This window comes from Amycolatopsis minnesotensis (assembly GCF_039529815.1).
GTDB lineage: Bacteria > Actinomycetota > Actinomycetes > Mycobacteriales > Pseudonocardiaceae > Amycolatopsis > Amycolatopsis minnesotensis.
In genome coordinates this window covers 33,981-55,104 of record NZ_BAAANN010000019.1, presented here as the reverse complement: position 1 = coordinate 55,104, position 21,124 = coordinate 33,981, and the positions used below count along the sequence as shown (strand labels likewise).

The 21,124-nt window shown below is 70.3% G+C and carries 19 protein-coding genes; 4 read left to right on the top strand and 15 right to left on the bottom strand.

Annotation, left to right across the window (positions count from 1 at the left end; translation table 11 throughout):
* Positions 1 to 34 precede the first annotated feature (34 nt).
* From ABD256_RS23615 to pdhA, 9 genes are all read right to left on the bottom strand, one after another.
* Positions 35 to 505, bottom strand: a complete 471-nt coding sequence (locus ABD256_RS23615; RefSeq protein WP_344422735.1) for an FxsA family protein — start codon at positions 503 to 505, stop codon at positions 35 to 37.
* Positions 506 to 546: 41 nt separating this feature from the next.
* On the bottom strand, positions 547 to 981 hold the full coding sequence (locus ABD256_RS23610; RefSeq protein ID WP_344422732.1) for a hypothetical protein: 435 nt from the start codon (positions 979 to 981) through the stop codon (positions 547 to 549).
* Positions 957 to 1,484, bottom strand: coding sequence for a hypothetical protein (locus ABD256_RS23605; protein ID WP_344422730.1), 528 nt, complete (start codon positions 1,482 to 1,484; stop codon positions 957 to 959). Before ABD256_RS23605 ends, ABD256_RS23610 begins: the two co-directional genes overlap by 25 nt.
* Before the next feature lie 89 nt (positions 1,485 to 1,573).
* Entirely contained in the window at positions 1,574 to 2,083 is a 510-nt protein-coding gene (locus tag ABD256_RS23600; protein ID WP_344422727.1) for an ABC transporter ATP-binding protein, read from the bottom strand.
* A gap of 48 nt (positions 2,084 to 2,131) precedes the next feature.
* On the bottom strand, positions 2,132 to 4,081 hold the full coding sequence (locus tag ABD256_RS23595; RefSeq protein ID WP_344422724.1) for an ABC transporter ATP-binding protein: 1,950 nt from the start codon (positions 4,079 to 4,081) through the stop codon (positions 2,132 to 2,134).
* Positions 4,078 to 4,650 carry a TetR/AcrR family transcriptional regulator gene (locus ABD256_RS23590; RefSeq protein WP_344423060.1) on the bottom strand — a complete coding sequence of 191 codons (573 nt, stop codon included), beginning with the start codon at positions 4,648 to 4,650 and terminating at the stop codon, positions 4,078 to 4,080. The genes ABD256_RS23595 and ABD256_RS23590 overlap by 4 nt, the downstream gene beginning before the upstream one ends.
* 511 nt (positions 4,651 to 5,161) lie before the next feature.
* Positions 5,162 to 6,499, bottom strand: a complete 1,338-nt coding sequence (locus ABD256_RS23585) for a dihydrolipoamide acetyltransferase family protein (protein WP_344422722.1) — start codon at positions 6,497 to 6,499, stop codon at positions 5,162 to 5,164.
* Positions 6,500 to 6,513: 14 nt separating this feature from the next.
* The gene (locus tag ABD256_RS23580; RefSeq protein WP_344422719.1) at positions 6,514 to 7,542 is read right to left on the bottom strand and encodes an alpha-ketoacid dehydrogenase subunit beta; all 1,029 of its coding nucleotides are present in this window, start codon (positions 7,540 to 7,542) and stop codon (positions 6,514 to 6,516) included.
* A complete protein-coding gene (gene pdhA / locus ABD256_RS23575; RefSeq protein ID WP_344422716.1) occupies positions 7,542 to 8,750 on the bottom strand; it encodes a pyruvate dehydrogenase (acetyl-transferring) E1 component subunit alpha in 1,209 nt (402 codons plus the stop codon). Before pdhA ends, ABD256_RS23580 begins: the two co-directional genes overlap by 1 nt.
* A 1,050-nt stretch (positions 8,751 to 9,800) precedes the next feature.
* On the opposite strand from pdhA, the gene ABD256_RS23570 reads away from it, so the two are divergent.
* On the top strand, positions 9,801 to 10,694 hold the full coding sequence (locus ABD256_RS23570) for an alpha/beta fold hydrolase (protein ID WP_344422713.1): 894 nt from the start codon (positions 9,801 to 9,803) through the stop codon (positions 10,692 to 10,694).
* A 32-nt stretch (positions 10,695 to 10,726) separates the two neighbouring features.
* The gene (locus tag ABD256_RS23565; RefSeq protein ID WP_344422711.1) at positions 10,727 to 12,145 is read left to right on the top strand and encodes a M20/M25/M40 family metallo-hydrolase; all 1,419 of its coding nucleotides are present in this window, start codon (positions 10,727 to 10,729) and stop codon (positions 12,143 to 12,145) included.
* Between the two features lie 42 nt (positions 12,146 to 12,187).
* Here ABD256_RS23565 and ABD256_RS23560 read toward each other — a convergent pair whose 3' ends face one another.
* Positions 12,188 to 13,192 carry an ABC transporter substrate-binding protein gene (locus tag ABD256_RS23560; RefSeq protein ID WP_344422708.1) on the bottom strand — a complete coding sequence of 335 codons (1,005 nt, stop codon included), beginning with the start codon at positions 13,190 to 13,192 and terminating at the stop codon, positions 12,188 to 12,190.
* Positions 13,193 to 13,226: 34 nt separating this feature from the next.
* On the opposite strand from ABD256_RS23560, the gene ABD256_RS23555 reads away from it, so the two are divergent.
* Together ABD256_RS23555 and ABD256_RS23550 are read left to right on the top strand one after the other, a co-directional pair.
* Positions 13,227 to 14,288: a FecCD family ABC transporter permease gene (locus tag ABD256_RS23555; RefSeq protein WP_344422705.1), complete on the top strand. Its 1,062-nt coding sequence runs from the start codon at positions 13,227 to 13,229 to the stop codon at positions 14,286 to 14,288.
* The gene (locus ABD256_RS23550) at positions 14,285 to 15,271 is read left to right on the top strand and encodes a FecCD family ABC transporter permease (RefSeq protein ID WP_344422702.1); all 987 of its coding nucleotides are present in this window, start codon (positions 14,285 to 14,287) and stop codon (positions 15,269 to 15,271) included. The genes ABD256_RS23555 and ABD256_RS23550 overlap by 4 nt, the downstream gene beginning before the upstream one ends.
* 93 nt (positions 15,272 to 15,364) lie before the next feature.
* Here ABD256_RS23550 and ABD256_RS23545 read toward each other — a convergent pair whose 3' ends face one another.
* From ABD256_RS23545 to ABD256_RS23525, 5 genes are read right to left on the bottom strand one after another with little or no spacing between them, the layout of a single operon-like run.
* Complete coding sequence (locus ABD256_RS23545; protein WP_344422698.1) at positions 15,365 to 15,949, bottom strand: SMI1/KNR4 family protein; 585 nt, start codon at positions 15,947 to 15,949, stop codon at positions 15,365 to 15,367.
* Positions 15,946 to 16,827: a transglutaminase family protein gene (locus ABD256_RS23540; protein ID WP_344422694.1), complete on the bottom strand. Its 882-nt coding sequence runs from the start codon at positions 16,825 to 16,827 to the stop codon at positions 15,946 to 15,948. The genes ABD256_RS23545 and ABD256_RS23540 overlap by 4 nt, the downstream gene beginning before the upstream one ends.
* On the bottom strand, positions 16,824 to 17,777 hold the full coding sequence (locus ABD256_RS23535) for an alpha-E domain-containing protein (RefSeq protein WP_344422691.1): 954 nt from the start codon (positions 17,775 to 17,777) through the stop codon (positions 16,824 to 16,826). The genes ABD256_RS23540 and ABD256_RS23535 overlap by 4 nt, the downstream gene beginning before the upstream one ends.
* Positions 17,778 to 17,786: 9 nt before the next feature.
* The gene (locus ABD256_RS23530) at positions 17,787 to 19,442 is read right to left on the bottom strand and encodes a circularly permuted type 2 ATP-grasp protein (protein ID WP_344422688.1); all 1,656 of its coding nucleotides are present in this window, start codon (positions 19,440 to 19,442) and stop codon (positions 17,787 to 17,789) included.
* A gap of 1 nt (position 19,443) precedes the next feature.
* On the bottom strand, positions 19,444 to 20,988 hold the full coding sequence (locus ABD256_RS23525) for a DUF2079 domain-containing protein (protein WP_344422685.1): 1,545 nt from the start codon (positions 20,986 to 20,988) through the stop codon (positions 19,444 to 19,446).
* Positions 20,989 to 21,124 lie beyond the last annotated feature (136 nt).

Here is a 21,124-nt window from a genome sequence, read left to right as displayed (position 1 = left end):
TACGAGAGTACGGGCGGGCACCGACAGTATTCGCTCAGCCTTCGACGATCCGGCCTTCGATGACGGTGGGCCGGGCCGTCGGCTCCTTCGGCTCTTCGGGGACGACTTCGCTGTCCACCACCATGACCGGGCCGCGCTGATGGTTCGCGTAGGCGACCGCGCGGCGTTCGGCGCGGCGCAGCCACCACTTGCGGACGAGGATGCGCGTCGGCGGGAACAGCATGAGCAGGCCCGCGACGTCGCTGACGAACCCGGGCAGCAGGATCAGCACCCCGCCGAGCGCGACGAGCATGCCGTCGGTCAGTTCGTTGTGCGCGGGTTTGCCTGCCTGCGCGGTTTCGACGAAGGCGCGCATCGCGCGGGCGCCCTCCCGCCTCGCCAGCCATGAGCCGACGAAGGCGCCGGCGATGAGGAGCCCGATGGTCCCCAGGAAACCGATCGCGGAGCTGACCGCCCAGACGGCGGCCACCTCGGCAACCACGTAGAGCAGCAGCACGACAGCCATACCGGGTCAACGAACGGGGCGCCCGATTTGCTCCCGCTCGATCAGGTGAGCAGGAGGGTGCCGACGAGCAGCAGGTCCGGGCCGCGGACGAGCTGGACGATCAGCCCGGCCGGGATCAGCACGCCCTCGATCGAGACGAGGCCGAGGTTGCCGAAGTCGAGCATCGGGCGCGTGACCGTCCGCACCACGGCGGCGACCGCGAGTACCAGCGCCACCGCGAGCCGCCACGACCAGGGCAGCCCGAGTGTGAGCGCGGCGCCGAGCCACACCGCCATCAGCGGGATGAGCACGCCGACGGCCGTGAGCAGGGTGGAGCGGCCGCGGGCGAACGCGCCGAGCACCAGTAAGCGGCTCACCACGAACCGGCCGCCGAGGACGTTTAGCCCGCTAACTGCAGCTGGGGGCGGCAGCAGGGCCCACGGGTCGAGCATGGATACGGAGGTGCGCCGGATCATCCGGTCGGTGAACCGGCGCACCAGTTCGAGGCGCCCGGCGGAGGGGGCGACGAGGCGGCCGGGTGTGCTGGCGAGTGCCAGCGCGGCGAGCGCGAGCACGCCCGCCGCGGACCGGAACCACGGCGGCGGTATCGCGGCCAGCAGGCCCAGCGCGAGCGCGACGACCGGCTCGGCGCATCGAAGAACCCGGCCGGGGCGCCGACGTGCGCGAGGATCGCGGTCACCACTGTCAGGTAGGCGACGCACGCGAACCTGGCTCCCCAGCCGAGCAGCAGGCGCCGGGTGAGCGCACGCACCCGGCTGTCGTCGAAGTCCGCCCAGGTCAGCCGGGCGGGATCGGTCCACGCGTAGTCGCGGCGCAGGACGGAACGCCAGGCCAGCGCGAGCCCGAGGCACAGCACGGCGGAGGAAGCAGCGGCTCCGAGCGCGCCGGGGTGGTAGAACGGTGCGCCGAGCACGCCGACGACCACCACGGCCGCGGCGACCCGGTCGGCGACCTCCTGGGCGTTCGCACCGAGCTTCATCCCAGTTCCAGCACGGTGTCGGCGACCCGGTCGACCAGCGGAGGGTGGTGGCTCGCGGTGACGACCGCGGCGGTGTTCGCCGCGATGACTTACCTGAGCCATTCGCGGCCCTCGGCGTCGAGCGCGCGTTCGGGTTCGTCGAGGAGCAGCACCTCGTGCGGCCGGGCGATCGCCGCGACGATGAGCAGGCGCCGCCACTGCCCTGCCGAAAGGTCCGCGGCCGGGGCGTCCGCGCGGTGCTGGAGACCGGCCGGTTCGAGCAACTCCGCGGGATCACCCGAGGCGCCAGGGTGGGAGCGGAGCAGCAGGTCGAGGTGCTGGCGAGGGCTCAGCTCGTCGAACAGCGCGAAGTCGTCCATCAGCACCGAGACCTTGCGGAGGAACGCCGCTCGCCGCTCGTCCGGCGTTCCTCCGCACACCGTCAGGCTTCCTTCCGCCGGTCGCTGGGTGCCGTGGAGCAGGCGGAGAAATGTCGACTTACCGACCCCGTTCGGTCCGGCGAGCACCAGGCACTCGCCGGTGTCGACGACGACATTCAGCCCGCGAAAGAGCCATGTGTCGTCGATCGCCACGCCGAGATCTTCCCCCGAGATGACCATGTTCCCCCTTGTACCGGCACGGCGCATGGGAGTCCCACTCGACGACGGTCAGCCCAGGTAGGCCGACGCCTGCAAGGTGAACAGATCGGCGTAACCGCCGCCCGCGGCCATCAGCTCGCTGTGCGCGCCGAACTCGGCGAGTTTTCCGTTGTCCAGCACCAGGATTCGCCCCGCCTGCCGGACCGTGGAAAACCGGTGCGAGATGTACAGCGTGGTGCGGCCGCGGGACAGCTCATGCAGGCGCGTGAACAGCTCGTGTTCCGCTTGCGCGTCGAGTGCTGCCGTCGGCTCGTCCAGCACCAGCAGCGGAGCGTCTCGCATGAACGCCCTGGCCAGCGCGATTTTCTGCCATTCGCCGCCGGACAGGCTCACGCCGTCGTCGAACCAGCGGCCGAGCGGGCTGTCGTAGCCGCGCGCGAGCCGTTCGATCCGCTCGGCGGCGCCGGACCGGCGCGCCGCTTCTTCGACGCGGTCGCGGTCCTCGATGCGGTCGAGGTCGCCGAGCCCGATGTTCTCGGCCGCGGTGGCCTGGTAGGTCACGTAGTCCTGGAACATCGCGCTGATGCGCGCGCGCAGTTCGGCGGGGTCGAATTCGCGGATGTCGGCGCCGTCGAGCCGGATCGTGCCCGCCGTCGGGTCGTACAACCGGCACAGCAGTTTGACCAGCGTCGACTTCCCGGCGCCGTTGCGGCCGACCACGGCGACCGTTTCACCCGGCTGGATTTCGAAGCTGACGTCGTCCAGCGCGGGGTCCGAGGCGCCGGGGTACCGGAAGGACACGTGATCGAACTCGATGTGCCCGCGCACCGGGTCCGGCATCGGCCGCGGCTGCGGCGGCGTGGTGATTTCCGGTTCCGTGCCGAGGAACGTGTAGAGCGTGTCGAGGTAGAGGTTGTTCTCGTACATGCCGGTGAAGCCGATGAACAACCCGGCCACCGCGGCCTGCACGCCCGCCGCGGCGGCGGTGTACAGCGCGAGGTCCCCCAGCGTCAGCGTCCCGCCGACGACTTCGAGCGAGATGTACAGCGCGATCGCCGATCCGGTGAACGTGGTGAGCAAACCCCACGACGCGCCCACCGCGTTCCGCGTGCCGACGAGTTTGCGCTGGCGCTCGTAGTAGACCTTTCCGAGCTGCCGGAACCGGTCGACGAGGTGATTGCCGAGCCCGAAGAGCTTGACTTCCTTGGCGTAGGTGTCGGTGGTGACGAGCGACGCCAGGTATTCCATCCGCCGCCGGATCGGGGAGCCCAGTACCGTCAACGCGAATCCCCTTGCGCCGTAACGGGATTCGGCGACGAACGCGGGGATCGGCGCGAGCAGCGCGACGACGGCGAGTAGCGGGCTGACCGAGAACAGCAGTGCGATCATGCTCGCGAACGTGATCGAGGTCTTCATCAGGCCGAGCGCGGAGCTCATCATGCCCAGCGGCCTGGTCGGCGCCTCCTGGTCGGCCTGGCGCAGCAGGTCGTACGAGCGCGAGCCTTCGAAGAAGGACAGGTGCATCCGGCTCGCGTGCGCCATCACCCGGTGCCGGATGGTCAGCACCATCTTCTCCTGCATGAGCTGCTGGCACACGTTCGTCAGCGCGCCGGTCACCGCGGTGACCGTGAACAGTCCGAACTGGACGGTGGCGAGCCAGACGATCGTGCCCGTGCCGCCGCGTCCCTGCAATGCGGCGACCACGGCGTCCATCAGCAGTTTCGCGGCGTACGCGGTAACGGTCGGCATCAGCCCGGCGACGACCGTGACGAGCACGGTGACGATCGTCATCGGGCGGCTGGTTTGCCAGGTGAGCCTCGCGACGCGCGGCAATCCGCGCACCGTGCCCGTCGCCGACGCACGCAGCCTGTCCCACCGGGACCGCAGATCTTTAGGCGTGCCAACGGGTTTCTCGTCCGGGATGTCGATCGGCCCGGTCAATCCGCTGTCGGCGACCGTGGTGGTGCCGTCGAACAGGTGTCTCAGCGTGTGCGGTCCTCCCCCGCCCGCGCCGATCATCCCGCCTCGACCGCGCCGTGCAGGAACACGTCCACCATTTTGTCCACATCGGACAGTCCACCCGCCCGCGTGCGGGTGAACATCAGCGCGACGAACAGGGCCGCCAGTTCTTCGGCAGGCGCGCGCAGGCGTTCCTGCTCGGGGTCGAACAGTTCCGCGATGGCCTCGTTCATCAGGGTGAACGACCGCTGCCGCGCGTCGACCGATTTCTCGAGATCGTCGCCTTCCGGCAGCTTCCGGTGCATTCGCTTGCCCACCGCGACCGCGCCCAGCACCGCGCCGATGCGGTCGAGATGCGCGCTCATCGCTCCTGCCGCTTCGACGAGCTTGCGGTCAAGCGGCTGGTCGAGCGGGATGTCCGCGAGCACGTCCAGCACACCGTCCGGCCGGAGCGCCTCGGCGATGCATTCGTCTATCAGTTCCTCCTTGTCCTTGAAGGCGCGGAAGATCGTGCCTTCGCCGATGCCGGCGGCGCGGGCGATCTGGCTGGTGGTGACCGCGGCGCCGTGCTCGGCGACGAGCGGCAGCACGGCCGTCACGATCATCCGCCTGCGGTCCTCGGTGCTCATTCCGGGCGCGCGGCGCCGGGCAGGGGGTGGGTTCATGGCCCCGACAGTACGGAGTGAGCACTCACTCCGTCAAGTTGGCATGCTGTGCGTACGATCAGTCGGGCGCATCGGCACGGTTATCCACACCGAGCCGGGCCTGTGGATAACTCCCGCAATTTTCCGGTCGGCCGGACGGGGCCGGGTAGACTGGAGCGGGGTCGCCCCCCGGGATGGGTGGGGGCTGTCTTGGTACCGGTATAGGGCGAGTTATCCCAGGTCAGGGTCGCGAATTCCGGTTCGTGTGCGGCTCAGGTGGCCTTCGGACGTCCCCGAAAGTGACCTTCGGGGATGTGAACGCCCCGAAAGTCACCTTCGGGGCATGGGTGTCGGCCGGGCGCCTGCCGCGAGGGCGGAGTTTGTGGCGTTAGACGCCCCGAAGGTCACCTTCGGGGCAGGCACCCCGCGGCCAGAAAACAGCGTCGGCGAGCTGAGCTGACGGCGAGAGCCGGAGAACCGGCCCCCGCCGCCTCGCTCAGTAGGTGATCGCCACCGCCGGGTCGGACAGCAGCGCGCCGACGTCGGCGAGGAACTCCGAGCCCTGCTGGCCGTCGATCACGCGGTGGTCGAAGCTCAGCGAAAGCTGCATCACCTTGCGCACCGCGAGCTCACCGTCGACGACCCACGGGGTGTCCCTGATCGCGCCGACCGCGAGGATCGCCGACTCGCCGGGGTTGATGATCGGCGTCCCGGTGTCCACGCCGAACACTCCGACGTTCGAGATGGTGAACGTGCCGTTCAGCATGTCCGCCGGCGTGGTCTTGCCCTGGCGCGCGGTGTCGGTCAGCTCGCCGAGCGCCGACGCCAGTTCCGAAAGGGACATCGCGTCGGCGTCCCTGATCTTCGGCACCACGAGCCCGCGCGGGGTCGCCGCCGCGATCCCGAGGTGCACGTACTCCTTGTAGACGATCTCCTGCGCCGCCTCGTCCCACACCGCGTTGATGTCGGGCGTGCGCTTGGCCGCGAGGCACACCGCCTTGGCGGCGAAGACCAGCGGGGTCAGCTTGACGCCGCTGAACTCCCTGCTGTTCTTCAGCTTCGCGCGCAGCTCCATCATCGGCGTCACGTCGACGGTGAGGAACTCGGTGACGTGCGGAGCGGTGTACGCGCTCTGCACCATCGCCGCCGCGGTCGCCTTGCGGACGCCCTTGATCGGCACCCGGCGTTCCCGCGTCGCGGGATCGTATCCGGCCGCGGTGTCCACAGTGGAGTTCGCCGGTGTGCCGGTGGCGGCGCGCTGGACGTCGTCACGCGTGATCACGCCACCGTCGGCGGATCCGGTCAGCGCGTGCAGGTCGACGCCGAGGTCCTTGGCGAGCTTGCGGACCGGCGGCTTCGCGAGCGGAACGTACCCGCCGCGTACCGGTTGCGCGACCGGTGCGGGAGCCGGTGCCGCGGCGGCGGGAGCCGGTGCCGGAGCGGATCCCTTGCGGGCACGCCGGTGCGCCGAGACCGCCTTGGAGCCGTAACCGACGAGCGGCTTCATCTCCTCCTCGGCGGGGGCTTCCGCGGAAGGCGCCTTCGCGGGCGCCGAGCCGTTCGCGGCCGCCGATGCCGCCGCCCCACCGGGATCGACGTCCACGGTGAGGATCGGCGTGCCGACCTCCACCGTCTGCCCCGGCTCGACGAGCAGCTCGGTGATCACGCCCGCCCACGGGATGGGGAGCTCCACCGCGGCCTTCGCGGTCTCGATCTCCACCACGATCTGGTTGACGGTGACCGTGTCGCCGGGTTTGACCTTCCAGTCCAGGATATCGGCCTCGGTGAGGCCTTCCGCCGTGTCGGACAGCGGAAATTGCTTGTACTCGGGCATTTTCGCGCTTCCCCTTACCAGGCCAGTGAACGGTCGACGGCGTCGAGCACCCGGTCGAGATCGGGGAGGTAGTGCTCCTCGAGCTTCGCGGGCGGGTACGGCGTGTCGAATCCGGTCACGCGCAGCACGGGGGCTTCCAGCGAGTAGAAGCACTCCTGCTGCACCCTGGTCGCGATCTCCGAGGTCAGCGACGACTCACTGGGGGCTTCGCTGATCGTGACGAGCCGTCCGGTGCGGCGCACCGAGTCGAAGACCGGGCCGAGGTCGAGCGGGGAAAGCGTGCGGAGGTCGATGACCTCGAGCGAGTGGCCGTCCTCTTCGGCGGCTGCCGCCGCGTCGAGCGCGACCTTCACCGACGGCCCGTACGCGACGAGGGTCGCGGTGGTGCCGGTGCGCAGCACCCGGGAAGCGAACAGCGGGCCCGGGGTGGCCGCCGGGTCGATCTCCGCGCGCAGTGCGCCGGAGTGGTAGAGCCGCTTCGGCTCGAAGAACAGCACCGGGTCGTCCGAGGCGATCGCCTGCTGGATCATCCAGTACGCGTCGACCGCGTTCGAGCACGAGACCACCTTGAGCCCCGGTACGTGCGCGAACAGCGATTCGGGCGACTCGGAGTGGTGCTCCACGGCGCCGATGCCGCCGCCGAACGGCACGCGGATCACCATCGGCACCTTCACCCTGCCCTGGGTGCGGTAGTGCAGCTTCGCGACCTGGCTGACGATCTGGTCGAACCCGGGGAAGATGAAACCCTCGAACTGGATCTCGCACACCGGGCGGAACCCGCGCACGGCGAGCCCGACCGCGGTGCCGATGATGCCGGACTCCGCGAGCGGCGTGTCCAGCACGCGCTGCTCGCCGAAGTCCTTCTGCAGGCCGTCGGTGATGCGGAAGACGCCGCCGAGCTTGCCGACGTCCTCGCCCATCACGATGACCTTGTCGTCGGCCTCCATCGCGGTGCGCAGGCCGAGGTTGAGCGCCTTGCCGATGGTGAGCTTCTGGATCTCGCTCTTCGGAGCGTCCACAGTGGACTTCACGGACGTGGTCATCAGTGCTCACCTGCCGTGGCGAAACCGTCGAGATAGGACAGGAACTCTTCACGCTGCGCGTCCAGCACCGGCGAAGGCTCCGCGTAGACGTTGTCGAAGATCCGCGACGGCGGCGGATCCGGCATGGAGAACACGTACTCGCGCAGCTCCGCCGCGAACGCGTCGGCGTCGGCCTGCACCTGATCGAAGAAGGCCTGGTCGGCGCCGCCGCCGCGGGCGAGGTAGGCGCGAACGCGCTCGATCGGGTCCTTGAGCTTCCACTCCTCCAGCTCGTCGGAGAGGCGGTAGCGGCTGGGGTCGTCGGTGGTGGTGTGCGCGTCCATCCGGTAGGTGAACGCCTCGATCAGCACCGGCCCGTTGCCGTGGCGGCACTCTTCGAGCGCCCACCGGGTGACCGCGAGGCAGGCCAGCACGTCGTTGCCGTCCACCCTGATCCCGGGGAAGCCATAGCCGCGTGCGCGCTGGTACAGCGGCAGCCGCGACTGGCGCTCGGTGGGCTCGGAGATCGCCCACTGGTTGTTCTGGCAGAAGAACACCACTGGCGCGTCGTACACCGCGGCCCAGACGAAGCCCTCGTGCACGTCGCCCTGGCTGGTGGCACCGTCACCGAAGTAGGTGATCGTGGCCTGTCCGTCGTCGTCGCCGACCTTGCCCTCGAACTTCTGGCCCATCGCGTACCCGGTGGCGTTGAGCACCTGGTTGCCGATGACGATCGTGTACGGGTGGAAGCCGTGCTTCGTGAAGTCCCATCCACTGTGGTCACTGCACCGGAAGATCCCGATGAGCTCCTTGAAGTCGACGCCGCGCGTGTAGGCGACGCCGTGTTCGCGGTAGCTGGGGAAGGCCATGTCGTCGGCCTTGAGCGCGCGGCCGGACCCGATCTGCGCGGCTTCCTGGCCCAGCAGCGGCACCCAGATGCCGAGCTGGCCCTGGCGCTGCATCGCGTTGGACTCGCGGTCGGCGCGGCGCACCAGCACCATGTCGCGGTAGAGCCCGCGGAGGGCTTCGGAGTCGATGTCGGCGACGTACCGGTCGAAAACGGACGACGAGACCCGCTCGCCTTCGGGGGTCAGCAGCTGAGTGAGCTCAGGGCCGCCTTCGTTCGTTGCTCGCAAACCCGCGATCACCTGTTCCGGGGTGGGTTGTGCCGCTTCGGCGGCAGGTCCGGCGCCAGGTTCGGGGTGCGTCCACTGCTCGGGGGACGGCATGCGCAGTTACTCCTCGGTGTCGGTGCCGCCTGAACGCTTGTGGCGTCCAGCACGACAGCGCCGTCGGTCACCTGCGCATCGGATCTCCAAGCGCCCGGGTCACCGTCGGCGGTGACGGTTTGTGCGGACATCCTGGCATGAAGACCGCCGCGCACGTCAGCCCTGAACCTGATTTGTTGCTGAGAAACCATGTCTGAGCTGCGAAAATGTTAGGAAGCCCGACGTTGTGGCCGCCGAAAGTAGGGGTATGGAGTGCCGTGAGTCGCCAGCTCAGCGCGCTCCGTCGCGGCTCTCCCCCGGTGCCAGTACGGCGCTGGTCCGTTCGGATGTGACGTGCGCCACCGGAGGTCCGTGGCTTCGGGGCGCTGACGGGGTGCGAGCGGCGGAAACCTGCGGCATCCGCGGGAAACAGGAAAATGACGGACATCGTGAACCCGCCGGTCGAGACACGCGACCTGGTCGGACGACTGGGCGTTCGTGCTCGCCGGCTCGCGATCCTCTTAGAGGGCTTTACCGGGCTCGTGCGCGAACTCGTCGTCGCGATCGAGGTTTCCCGGCGCGCTGTTCGTCCTGGTCGTCCCGCACGTCGCTGCCACACGGCAGGTGCCAGGACCCGGCGACCCGCGCCACCTGATCCGCCGCGCCCGGGCGGAGTTGTCCACATTCGACCGCGCCTGTGGACAACTCCGCTCTCCGCCCCTGCCAGGCCGCGACCCCGGGTAAAATGGACTGGGGTCGCCCCCCGGGATCGGGTGGGGGATGCGCTATTGGTGGGTACAGCCGCGGAATTGGTGTCGGTGGGCCTCTTGGCTGGGCGGTGTTCGGTGCTCGTCGGCTTGCCTCGGCGCAATTCCGGTCGCGGCGGGATCGAGATCAATTCACCAGGCACGTTCCGGGAAACCGGGACCAGTGCCCCTCATCCCGTTCCTACTGTAGACGCCAATACGAATTCAATTCCACCCGGGGTCTATTCCCGTTTTCGGGTCGCCTTTCGCGAAACCGCCGTGGTATTTTTCCGGGCATTCCCCCAGGTCGAGGAGATGATGTGTGGTGGGCGAAGAAAGAGCGTCGAACGTCGGCCCGTCGGGTGTCGAAATCGCCTACGAGCGCTTCGGTGACCCGCAGGCGCCGCCGGTGCTGCTGATCCAGGGCATCGCCGCGCAGCTGATCCACTGGCACGAGGACTTCTGCGCCCTGCTCGCCGCGCGCGGCCTCCAGGTGATCCGGTTCGACAACCGGGACAACGGCCGTTCGACGCACCTCGACGACGCGCCGGTGCCCGATCTGCCCGCGGTGCAGGCGGGCGATCTGTCCACTGTGTCCTACACGCTGTCCGACCTGGCGGCCGACACCGTCGGCCTGCTCGACGCGCTCGGGCTGGACAGCGCGCATCTCGTCGGCCTTTCGCTCGGCGGGTACATCGCGCAGACGGTCGCGATCGAGCACCCGGCGCGGATCCGGTCACTGATCCCGATCAGTTCCACCACCGGCGATCCGGCCGTCGGGCAGCCGAAGCCGGAAACGCTGAAAGCACTGTTCGGCGGGCCGCCGGCCGAGACCAGGGACGAAGTGATCGAGCAGCGCGTCAACGCCGCCAGGGTCGTCGGGTCCCCCGTTTTCGCGTTCGACGAGGCGGACGTCCGGGCGCGGGCCACGCGCGCCTACGACCGGGGACACGATCCGCTCGGCATCGCGCGCGGGGCCGTCGCGTCCGTCGCTTCCGGCGACCGCACGGACCTGCTGCGGTCGATCGACGCACCGACGCTGGTGATCCACGGCGACGCCGACCCCATGTGCGACGTCAGCGGCGGCAAGGCCATCGCCGCCGCCGTCCCCGGCGCCGAACTGGTGATCATCGAAGGCATGGGGCACGGCCTGCCGCGCGAGCTGTGGCCGGAGCTGACCGAGCGGATCGGCGCCTTCGTCCAGCGGGCGAACGGCTGATCCCGGCCGATCCCGCGTGGCAGGATGGCGGGGTGGAGCAGCGAACCGTACGCGAAACCGTCATCCGGCAGTGGGCCAACGAGGTCCTGCCGAGCCTGTCCGGCCTGGTGGAGATCCCCGCCCTGTCGCAGGCCTTCGATTCCGACTGGGCACAGACCGGTCACCTCGCCGCCGCGGTGGCGCACGTCAAGGCGTGGCTGGCCGCGCGGGAGATCCCCGGCGCCACCATCGACGTCGTCGAGCTGGACGGCCGCAGCCCGGTGCTGCTGCTGGACGTGCCCGCGACGCCCGGCGCCGAGGACAAGGGCACCGTGCTGCTGTACGGGCACCTCGACAAGCAGCCCCCGGTCGGCGGCTGGTCCGAGGGGCTCGGGCCGTGGACACCGGTGGTGAAGGACGGCAAGCTCTTCGGCCGCGGCTCGGCCGACGACGGGTACGCCGGTTACGCCGCGACCACAGCCCTCGAAGCGATCCGCGAAGCCGGTGGCGCGCACGCCCGCGCCGTCGTGCTCCTGGAGACCGGCGAGGAATCCGGCAGCCCCGATCTGCCCGCCTACCTCGAACACCTCAGCGAGAAGCTCGGCCGCGTCACGTTCGTGGTGTGCCTCGACTCCGGCGGCAACGACTACGAGCGCATGTGGCTCACCACCAGCCTGCGCGGGCTGGCGCAGGTGCACGTCACGGTCCGCGTGCTCGACTCGGCGCAGCACTCCGGGCTCGCCAGCGGCGTCGTGCCCAGCTCGTTCCGGGTCCTGCGCACCCTGCTGGACCGGCTCGAGGACTCGGCGACCGGCGAGATCAAGCTCGCCGAGCTGAACGTCGAGATCCCGGCGAACCGCCGCGGCGAGGCGAAGGCCACCGCGGACAGCGCACCCGGCGCGATCTCGAACGCGTTCCCGACCTCCGGTGACACCCGCACGGTCGCGGGCGAGGAACTGGAACTGCTGCTCAACAACAGCTGGCGCCCGACGCTGTCGGTGATCGGCGCGTCCGGTTTCCCCGAGCCAGCCGACGCGGGGAACGTGCTGCGCGACGCGACCACGCTCGCGCTGAGCTTCCGGCTGCCGCCCACCGCGGACTCGGCCGCCGCGCTCGCGGCGATCGAGAAGGCGCTCACCACGGACGTCCCCTACTCGGCGACCGTGGAGCTGGCCGGTGTCGAACACGCCGACGGCTGGAACGCGCCGGACACCGCCTCGTGGCTCGACACCGCGCTCGGCGACGTGAGCGAGCACGTGTTCGGCGCGCCGTGGCGCAGCGTCGGACTCGGCGGCTCGATCCCGTTCATGGGCCTGCTCGGCGAAAAGTACCCCGAAGCGCAGTTCCTGGTCACCGGCGCGCTCGGCCCCGACTCGAACGCGCACGTGCCCGACGAGTGGCTGAACCTGGCGCAGGCGCAGCGGATCACCGAGGCCGTCGCGCACATCCTGGACGCCCACGCCCGGAGCTGATCGCCGAGGTCCCCGGAGGCAGCCCCTCCGGGGACCTCGGCTTCAGGCCGGGAACTTCTTCAGCGCGTTCGTGACGTCTTGCAGAAGCGCGCCGAACTTCTGGTAGCTGAACGGGGTTTCCGAGTTGTAGGCGAGCAGCTTCCCCGCCTTCACCGCGGGCAGCTGCGACCACGTCGGGTTCTTCGCCAGCTCGGCGGGCCCGAGCGACCCGGTCCGGTTGTCGTACATGATCAGGTCGGCCGGGTAGTGGCCCGCGTTCTCCCAGCTCAGCTGCTGGAAGTAGCCGGGGCTGTCGGTCTTTTCCGGCACCACGAGGTGCACGCCCTGGTCCTGCAGGTACTTCGCGGCGGACAGCGCGGGCGGGTTCGTGACGTACAGCGCGTCCTGCTGCGCGGCGACCACGAGCACCTTGACCTTCGAAGTCTCCTTCGCGGTCTTCTTGAACTCGGCGTCGATCTTCTCGTAGTCGGCCTTCGCCTGTTTGACGGCTGGCGCGTCCAGGTCCGCGCCGAGCTGCTTCGCGAGCGCTTCGAACTTGACGATCGCGTCCGGGGTGGACACCTTCTCGGTCCGGATGCCGACGCTCGGCGCCGCCTTGTCGATCTGGCCTGCCTGCTGCTGCGGCACGTACCAGAGGTCGTTGTTCTGGTAGATCACGCTGACCAGCAGGTCCGGTTTGAGCGAGATGAACTTGTCGTAGTTGAACTCGCCGAACACGTTGCCGAGCGAGGTCACCGCGTTCAGGTCCACCGACCCGACCTGCGGGTCGGGCTTGCCGTCGGGCATCTTGGACGGGCCGAAGATGCCGATCGGCCGGACGCCGAAGTCCCACAGCGCGGCGGCCGCGGCGACCTCGGCGACGATCCTGACCGGGCGCGGGCCGGACAGCGCGCGGCCGCGGTCGTCGGTGAAGTTCCAGGTCGCGCCAGCCGGTGCCGAGCTGGGATCTTCCTGGTAACCGCAGGCGGCCAGGGTGCCGGCGGCCCCGGCGGCGGCGAGCCCGGTGAGGAACCCGCGCCTGCTGAGCCGGTTGTCGAGAGGGTGCATGGCTGAAGGCTAGCCTTGCCTTAGTCTTCTCACCATGGTGACGATCGCCTCCCCACCCGGCACGGGCCCTGACCAGGGCACACCCCGGCGTGCGACCCGCGCCGTCAGCACCGCCGTGCTCGCCGGTTCCCTGCTCGCGCTCGCCGCCGTCGTGGTGCTGTCGATCGCGATCGGCTCGAACCGCCTTTCGCTCGGCGAAGTGTTCCACGGACTGTTCGCCTACGGGGACGGCGAGCACGGCTACACCGACGCGGTCGTCCGCGACGACCGGCTGCCGAGGACCCTGCTCGGCCTGCTCGTCGGCATGGCGCTCGGGCTGGCCGGTGCGCTCATGCAGGCGGTCACCCGTAACCCGGTCGCCGAACCGGGCCTGCTCGGCATCAACCACGGCGCCGCGGTGATGATCGTGTTCGCCGGCGCGCTGTTCGACATCACCGCGCCTGCCGCGATCATCTGGTTCGCCTTCGCGGGCGCGCTCGGCGGCACCGCGCTGGTGTACCTGGTCGGCGGCGGGCGCGGCACGTCCAGCCCGATCCGGCTCGTGCTCGCCGGGGTCGCGCTGCAGGCCGTGTTCGCCGGGGTGAACCAGGGCATGCAGGTGATCAACACGCACAACCTGGACAAGATGCGCGCCTGGCTGGTCGGCTCGCTGGTCAACCGCGACGTCGGCGCGCTCAGCGGGCTGCTGCCGTTCTTCGCGGCGGGCGTGGTGCTCGCACTGGTGCTCGGGCGCGCGCTCAACGCGATCGCGCTCGGCGAGGACACCGCGCGCGGGCTCGGCGCGAACCCGACGCTCACCAGGGTCGGGAGCATGGTCGCGGTCGGCCTGCTCTCCGCGGCGGCGACCGCGGCGTGCGGGCCCATCGCGTTCGTCGGCCTGATGGTGCCGCATTTCGTCCGGCTGCTCGTCGGCCACGACGAACGGTGGGTTTCGGTGCTGTCCATGATCCTCGCGCCGGTGCTGCTGCTCGGCTGCGACGTGCTCGGCCGGTGGGTCGGCTCACCCGCCGAGATCCAGGTCGGCATCGTCGCCGACGTGGTCGGCGGGCTCGCGTTCCTGTTCGTGGTGCGGAAGCTGAAGGCGGTGCGGCGGTGAATCGCAGGTCCCTGCTCACGATCGCGGCGCTGGTGCTCGTGATGCTCGCGGTCGGCGTGCTGTCGGTGGGCACCGGCGAGTTCGAGCTGAGCTTCGGCGACGTGCTGACCACGTTGGCGGGCAACGGGACCAAGGCCCAGTACCTGGTGGTCACCGACCGGCTGCCGCGCGCGCTGGTCGGCATCCTCGTCGGCGCCGCGCTCGGCCTCGCGGGCTCGGTGTTCCAGACGCTGACCCGCAACCCGCTCGGCAGCCCCGACATCGTCGGGTTCACCACCGGTTCGGCCACCGGCGGCGTCGCGACGATCCTGCTCTTCGGCGGTGCGCCCGTGGCGGTCGCCGGTGGCGCGCTGGTCGGCGGGCTGGTCACCGCCGGACTGGTCGTGCTGTTCGCCGCGCCGCGCGGGTTGCAGAGCAGCCGGATCGTGCTGCTCGGGATCGCGTTGAGCGCGGTGCTGGCCGGCATCAACTCCTACCTGCTCAGCCGCGCCACCACGGACGGCGCCGGGCAGGCCACCGTGTGGCTCGTCGGCAACCTCGCGGGCCGCGACTGGGACCACTTCGCCCCGCTCGCCGTCGCGCTCGTCGTGCTGGTGCCCGCCGTCGCGCTCCTTTCGCGCCCGCTGCGGATGCTCGAAATGGGCGACGACACGTCCATCGGCATCGGCGTCCCCGTCCAGCGCGTGCGCCCCGCGCTGTTCGTGCTTTCGGTCGCGCTGGTCGCGGTCGCCACCGCCGCCGCGGGCCCGATCCCGTTCGTGGCGCTGTGCGCGCCGCAGCTCGTCAAGCGGCTGACTCGCGCGCCGGGCCCCAATCTGATCGGGTCGATGTGCATGGGCGCGCTGCTCGTGGTGTGCGCGGACTATGCGGGACAACGGCTTCTGGCCGCGTCACTGCTGCCGGTCGGCGTGGTCGCGGCCGCGCTCGGCGGGCTGTATCTGGTCTTCTTCCTCGCCACCCGCCGCCGCGCCGCCTGGTCGTGAGCCCGGGCGCGCCGCTCATGAACGTCACCGTGATGATGTGCGCGGGTGGGGACAGCGTCACGCGGGCTTCTCCCGATCGGTGCGGGGCCCAGTTCAGCGACGGTCCCATCGGAGGAAGCCTTCTTCGTTGACCAGCGGGACGTCCTCCGTGCCGCCGGGGTCGAAGCAATCGGCGGTGTACCGCAGCATCGTGCCCACATCGGACCACTTGTCCGGGCGGAAGCCCTCTTCGGCGTACCACGACATGACGTGCCCGTGGCGGTCGCCGGGCCGCAGGTCCACCGCGAGGACGTCGCCGCAGACGTCACGGGCGATCGGTACCAGCGCGAAGCAGTAGTTGCCGCCCCGATCGCCCGCTTCCCGCTGGTGCTGCCGGCCGGGGCCGCAGCACGTCGGGTCCGGTGACACCGCCAAGCTGGCGTACTCGTGCCTGGCCCTGGCCACCGAGAGCGGCATGGAGAACGGCGGAACGCAGAAACCGGCGCGGTAGTCGCGATCGATGTCGACCCCGCCCATCAGGCCCCACCAGGCGTGGAGCTCGGCGGGGAACGCGATCCCGACCTCGTCCTCGAACGCACCGGCATCCGCGTCCGGGGCGCGGATCGTGCGCGCGGTCAGCGGGGCGTGTTCCTCGAGCCACGCCATGATCCGCTGCCACGAGCGCTCGACGTCGGTCATGCCAACCTGGTCAGTTGCACCTTGACGTCCAAAGTGGACTTTCCGCCGCCGGTGAAGATTCCCTTGAGGGGGGCGACATCCGCGTAGTCCCGCCCGGTGGCGACCCATACGTGGCGCGGGCCGACCGGGATCGCGTTCGTCGGGTCGTGCGCCCACCAGCCGCCGGTCCACGCGTCGACCCAGGCGTGGCTTTCGCCTTCGACGGTTTCGCCGAGCTTCGATTCCGGGCGGGTGTGCAGGTAACCGGAGACGTAGCGCGCCGGGATGCCGACCGACCGCAGCATCACCAGCGTCACGTGCGCGTAGTCCTGGCAGACGCCTTCGCGGGCCTTCCAGGCGTCGGTCGCGGTGCTGTGCACGCCGGTGCTGCCGGGGCGGTAGGTGAGCTGCTCGTGCACCCAGTCCGAGATCGCGAGCACCGCGTCGGCAGGCTCCTTGCCCTTGCGCAGGTCCCGCGCCACGGTCGCCAGCTCGCGGTCGCGCGGCGTGTACTTCGTCGGGGTCAGGAACTCGGTGTGCTCGTCGATCACGGCGTCGCCGCGCAGGTCCGTCCAGGTGACTTCCCGGATCGGCTCGGCGGCGTCGGAGGTTTCGACCACCGAAGTCGCCAGCACGGTGAACGCGGTGTGCGGCGCGTGCAGGTCGAAGGAGGTGACCACGGCGCCCCAGTAGTCCGTGTACCGGTAGGCCCTGGTCGCGGGCGTCGTTTCGACGCGCGTCGCGAGCACGTTCTGGCGCCGGTCCGAGCGCGGGGTCAGCCTCGCTTCGTTGTACGACTGGGTCGCGGGGCGCGCGTAGTGGTAGCCGGTGCTGTGCACCACGCGCACCTGCCAGCTCCGGGCGGCCTCGTTCGAGGACGGTTCGCTGACGGCGGTCACATCGACACCTCCGCGCCTCGCCACGCCACCCAGGGCGAGGTGTTGAAGTACTGCACCGAAACGGCTTCGCCGATCTCGCTGATCGATTGCTGCAGCTCACCGAGCCGGTGGGGCAGGTCCTCCAGCAGATCGGACGGCCGCAGGAACTCCAGCTCGCTGCGCGCGCGGCCGAGCAGGCGCAGCGCCTCCGCCTTCTCGTTGCCGCGGCTGTTGAGCGCCGGGTCGAGCTGGTTGAGGCAGTCCTCCGCCTGCCGCAGCGCGTGGAACACCGAACGCGGGAACAGCGTGTCGCGCAACATGAACTGCACGACCCGGCCCGCGTCGAGCGCGCCGCGATAGGTGCGCAGGTAGGTGTCCTGCGCGCCGGCCGAGCGCAGCACCGTCATCCACCCCGGCGACGACGCGCGGTCCTGAACCCGCGAGAGCAGCAGCCTGATCACCATGTCCGCGCGCTCCACCGAGCGCCCGAGCACCATGAACAGCCAGCCGTCGTCGCGGCTCATCGTGGAGTCCGCGAGCCCGGCGAACATCGCCGCGCGTTCCTCCACAAAGGACAGGAACGCGTGCGGTCCGGCCCGGCGCGCGTAGCGCTGGCGGTCCGGCACCGCGTTCCAGGTCGCGTTCAGGCATTCCCACAGCTCGGTCGAGACGACCTCGCGGGCGCCGCGGGTGTTCTCCCGCGCGGAGTTGATCGAGCCGACGATCGAGCTGGCGTTCTCCTTCGAGTACGCCACCAGCTCGGTCAGCTTCCACAGGTCGAGCTGGTCGTCGCCGGTGCCGCCGGGCGGGATGCCGAGCACCGCCAGCAACTGGCGGCTGGCGTGGTCGGGGTCGACGGTCGCGTCCTCCAGCAGCTGGTGCACGGAGACGTTGAGGATCCGCGCGGTGTCGTCCGCGCGTTCCACGTAGCGGCCGATCCAGTACAACGATTCGGCGTTGCGTGCGAGCACCGGCCCTCCTTATTGCTGCTGCTGCTGTTGCTGCTGGTCGGTGGTCAGCTCCGGGCCCTGTTCGGCTGCCCTGCCGTCCACACTGGACGGTGCGAGCGCGGGCTGCTCCAGCTCCCGCTCCGCGCTCGACGACCGCGCCGCGAGCACCCAGGTGTCCTTCGAGCCGCCGCCCTGCGAGGAGTTCACCACGAGGCTGCCCTCCGGCAGCGCGACCCTGGTGAGCCCACCGGGCAGTACGAAGATCTCCTTGCCGTCGTTGACCGCGAACGGGCGGAGGTCGACGTGCCTCGGTGCCAGCCAGTCGTCCACTTTGGACGGAACGGTCGAGAGCTGCACCACCGGCTGCGCGATCCAGCCGCGCCGGTTCGCCTTCACCTTGCGGCGCAACGCGGCCAGCTCGGCTTGCGATGCCTCCGGCCCGAACACGATGCCGTAGCCGCCGGAACCCTCCACCGGCTTGACCACCAGTTCGTCCAAATGGGACAGGACGTAGTCCATCTCGTCCGGCAGCCAGCACCGGTAGGTGTCCACATTGGGCAGCAACGGCTTTTCGTTCAGGTAGTACTTCACGAAGTCCGGCACGTAGGTGTAGACCAGCTTGTCGTCGCCGACGCCGTTGCCGACCGCGTTCGCGATCACCACGTTGCCCGCGCGCGCGGCGTTGAGGATGCCCGCGACACCGAGCACCGAGTCCGGCCGGTAGTGCACCGGGTCGAGGAACTCGTCGTCGATGCGCCGGTACACCACGTCCACCGGGCGCTCGCCCTCGGTGGTGCGCAGGTAGACCACGTTGTCGCGGCAGAACATGTCGCGGCCCTCGACCAGTTCCACGCCCATCAGCCGCGCCAGCAGCGAATGCTCGAAGTACGCCGAGTTGTGCACGCCGGGCGTCAGCACCACCACGGTCGGGTCGGCCACGTTCGGCGCCGCCGCCGCGCGCAGCGCCCGCAGCAGGTGGGCCGCGTAGTCGCCGACGGGGCGCACCCGGTGCTGCACGAACAGATCGGGGAAGACCCGCGCCATGGTGCGCCGGTTCTCCATCACGTAGGAGACCCCGGACGGGTTGCGGAGGTTGTCCTCCAGCACGCGGAAGGTGCCTTCCTCGTCGCGCACGAGGTCGACCCCGGAGACGTGGATGCGGACCCCGTTCGGCGGGTTGACGCCGACCGCTTCGCGCTGGAAGTGCGCGCACGAGGTGATGAGGCGGCGCGGCACGATCCCGTCCTGCAGGATCTGCGCGTCGCCGTACACGTCGGCGAGGAACGCCTCCAGCGCGCGAACCCGTTGCGCCACACCGCGTTCGAGCTTGGACCACTCGGCGGCGGCGACCACCCTCGGCACCAGGTCGAGCGGGAACGGCCGCTCCTGCCCGGACAGCGAGAACGTGATGCCCTGGTCCACCATCGCGCGGTCCAGCGCGGCGGACCGGTTGTTCAGGTCCGAGTTGTCCAGGCCCGCGATCGACTCGTAGAGCGCGCGGTAGGGCGGCCGGACGGTGCCGTCCGGCGCGAACATCTCGTCGTAGGCGTCGGCGTGCGGTCGCTGTGGCGCGAGGTAGCCGTCGAACTGCGCGCCCGGTTTCCCGTTGCGCCGCGTCCGTGCCGCCCGCGCGCGGCGCCCCGACGGCGGCAGCCGCGGTGACGAGGTGCTGTTCATGGCCGACATCCTATTGGCCTCCCAGCCGGTAGAGCTGCCCAGCGGACGACACGACGATCACCGGGCTGGTCACGCCGGGGCGCACGACGGCACGCCAGCCCGCGTTCGGATCGTGCGCGGCGGCCTCGCTGTCCGGCCGCGCGATCGCCGCCATGCCGCCGCCGACCACGGTGCCGCCCTGGTCCGTGACGAGCACGCAGTCGGGATGCGGTGAGGTCCAGCCGCGCAGCAGCGGCGCGGGGTCGTCGATCTTCCCGGCGGCGGGCGGCAGCGCGGCGAGGTCGATCCTGCCGCCCAGCTCGTGCCCGCCGCAGCCGAGCGTGAAGCCGTCGGTGAACGGGTAGGCGCCGAGCGCCTTCGCCGCGGGCACCACACCCGGCTCGATGTTCAACGCGCGCAACGCCTCGGGCGACTCGGCCCGTAGCGCGGGCGCGACCACGCCGAGCCTGCCGTAGGAGGCGTTGACCTGGTCCCTGACCACGCTCCCGGTCAGATAGGTGGCCAGCCCGGTGACGAGCGCGAGTGCGAGCACGACGCCACCGCGGACGAGCGGTGCGGCCAGCGCGAAGATCGCGCAGGTCGCGAGCGCGGAGATCACCGAGTACCGGCTGATCAGGCCGACGTCGATCGCGGTGCTCGTGCGGCCGAGCCCGACCATCAGCGCCAGCGCGACGGCACTCAGCCCGATGCCGAGCCAGCCGGCCCGCTCGGCGTCACGCGTCCGCACCCCCAGCACGACGAGGGCGGCGAGCACGAGCACCCCGGCGATCACCGCGACCGGGCGCGAGCCGGGCGACCACATCGAGCCCAGTGCCTCGGTGAACGCGAGCAGCCTGCGGCCGAGGTCGAAATCGGTGCTGGCGAGCGACTGCGCTTCGCCCGGTTTCGTCAGGAACCAGAACACCAGCGTCGCCACGCCGAGCGCCGAGGGCAGCGCGATCCGGAATGGACGGTCGCGCCGGACCAGCCCGACCAGCGCGATCGCGAACCACGCGGGGAACGCCACGCTGAAGCAGAAGCAGCCCGCCGCCGCCGCGGCGAGCGACGGCCAGAACCGGCCGCGGTGCGCCAGGAACACGCCGAGCACCAGGAAGAACAGCGCGGGCACCCAGCTGATCCCGTTCGTGCCCTGCACCCACAGCTCGGTGCCGTGCGGCGAGAGCAGCAGGAACGCGAACGCCGCGAGCAGCGCCGCGCGCCTGGTCAGGTCGTACGACTTCGGCACCAGCAGGCCCAGCAGCACCACCGAAGCCGCCATCAGCAGGAACGCCAGCAGCGTCAGCACCCGGTTGTCGCCGCCGAACAGGCCCGCGTCCGCCCAGAACAGCAGCGACGGCACCACGAACGGCTGATCGAGGTGGTAGCTGAACAGCATGCCGGGCAGCAGCGAGCCGCTGTCGTCGGTGATCTTCGCCAGCACGTACCAGTAGTCGAGCAGCACGTGCAGCTTCGGCGCGCGTACCGCTTGGAGTAACGCCGCGCCGGTCGGAAGGAGGGCGATGATCAGAGCCCCTCGGCTCAGGTACGCCTCGGTCTGTTGCCGCCCCTGGAGCATTCGCGCAGCGTACTTGCCTACTCCGAATGCCCACCGGACCCCATCCGGACGCCGCGGAGAACTGGCGTGCCGCAACCTGCCTGTAACGGATTGATGCTGTGCACAACCCCGTCCGAATGGCAGGATGCGGGAACTC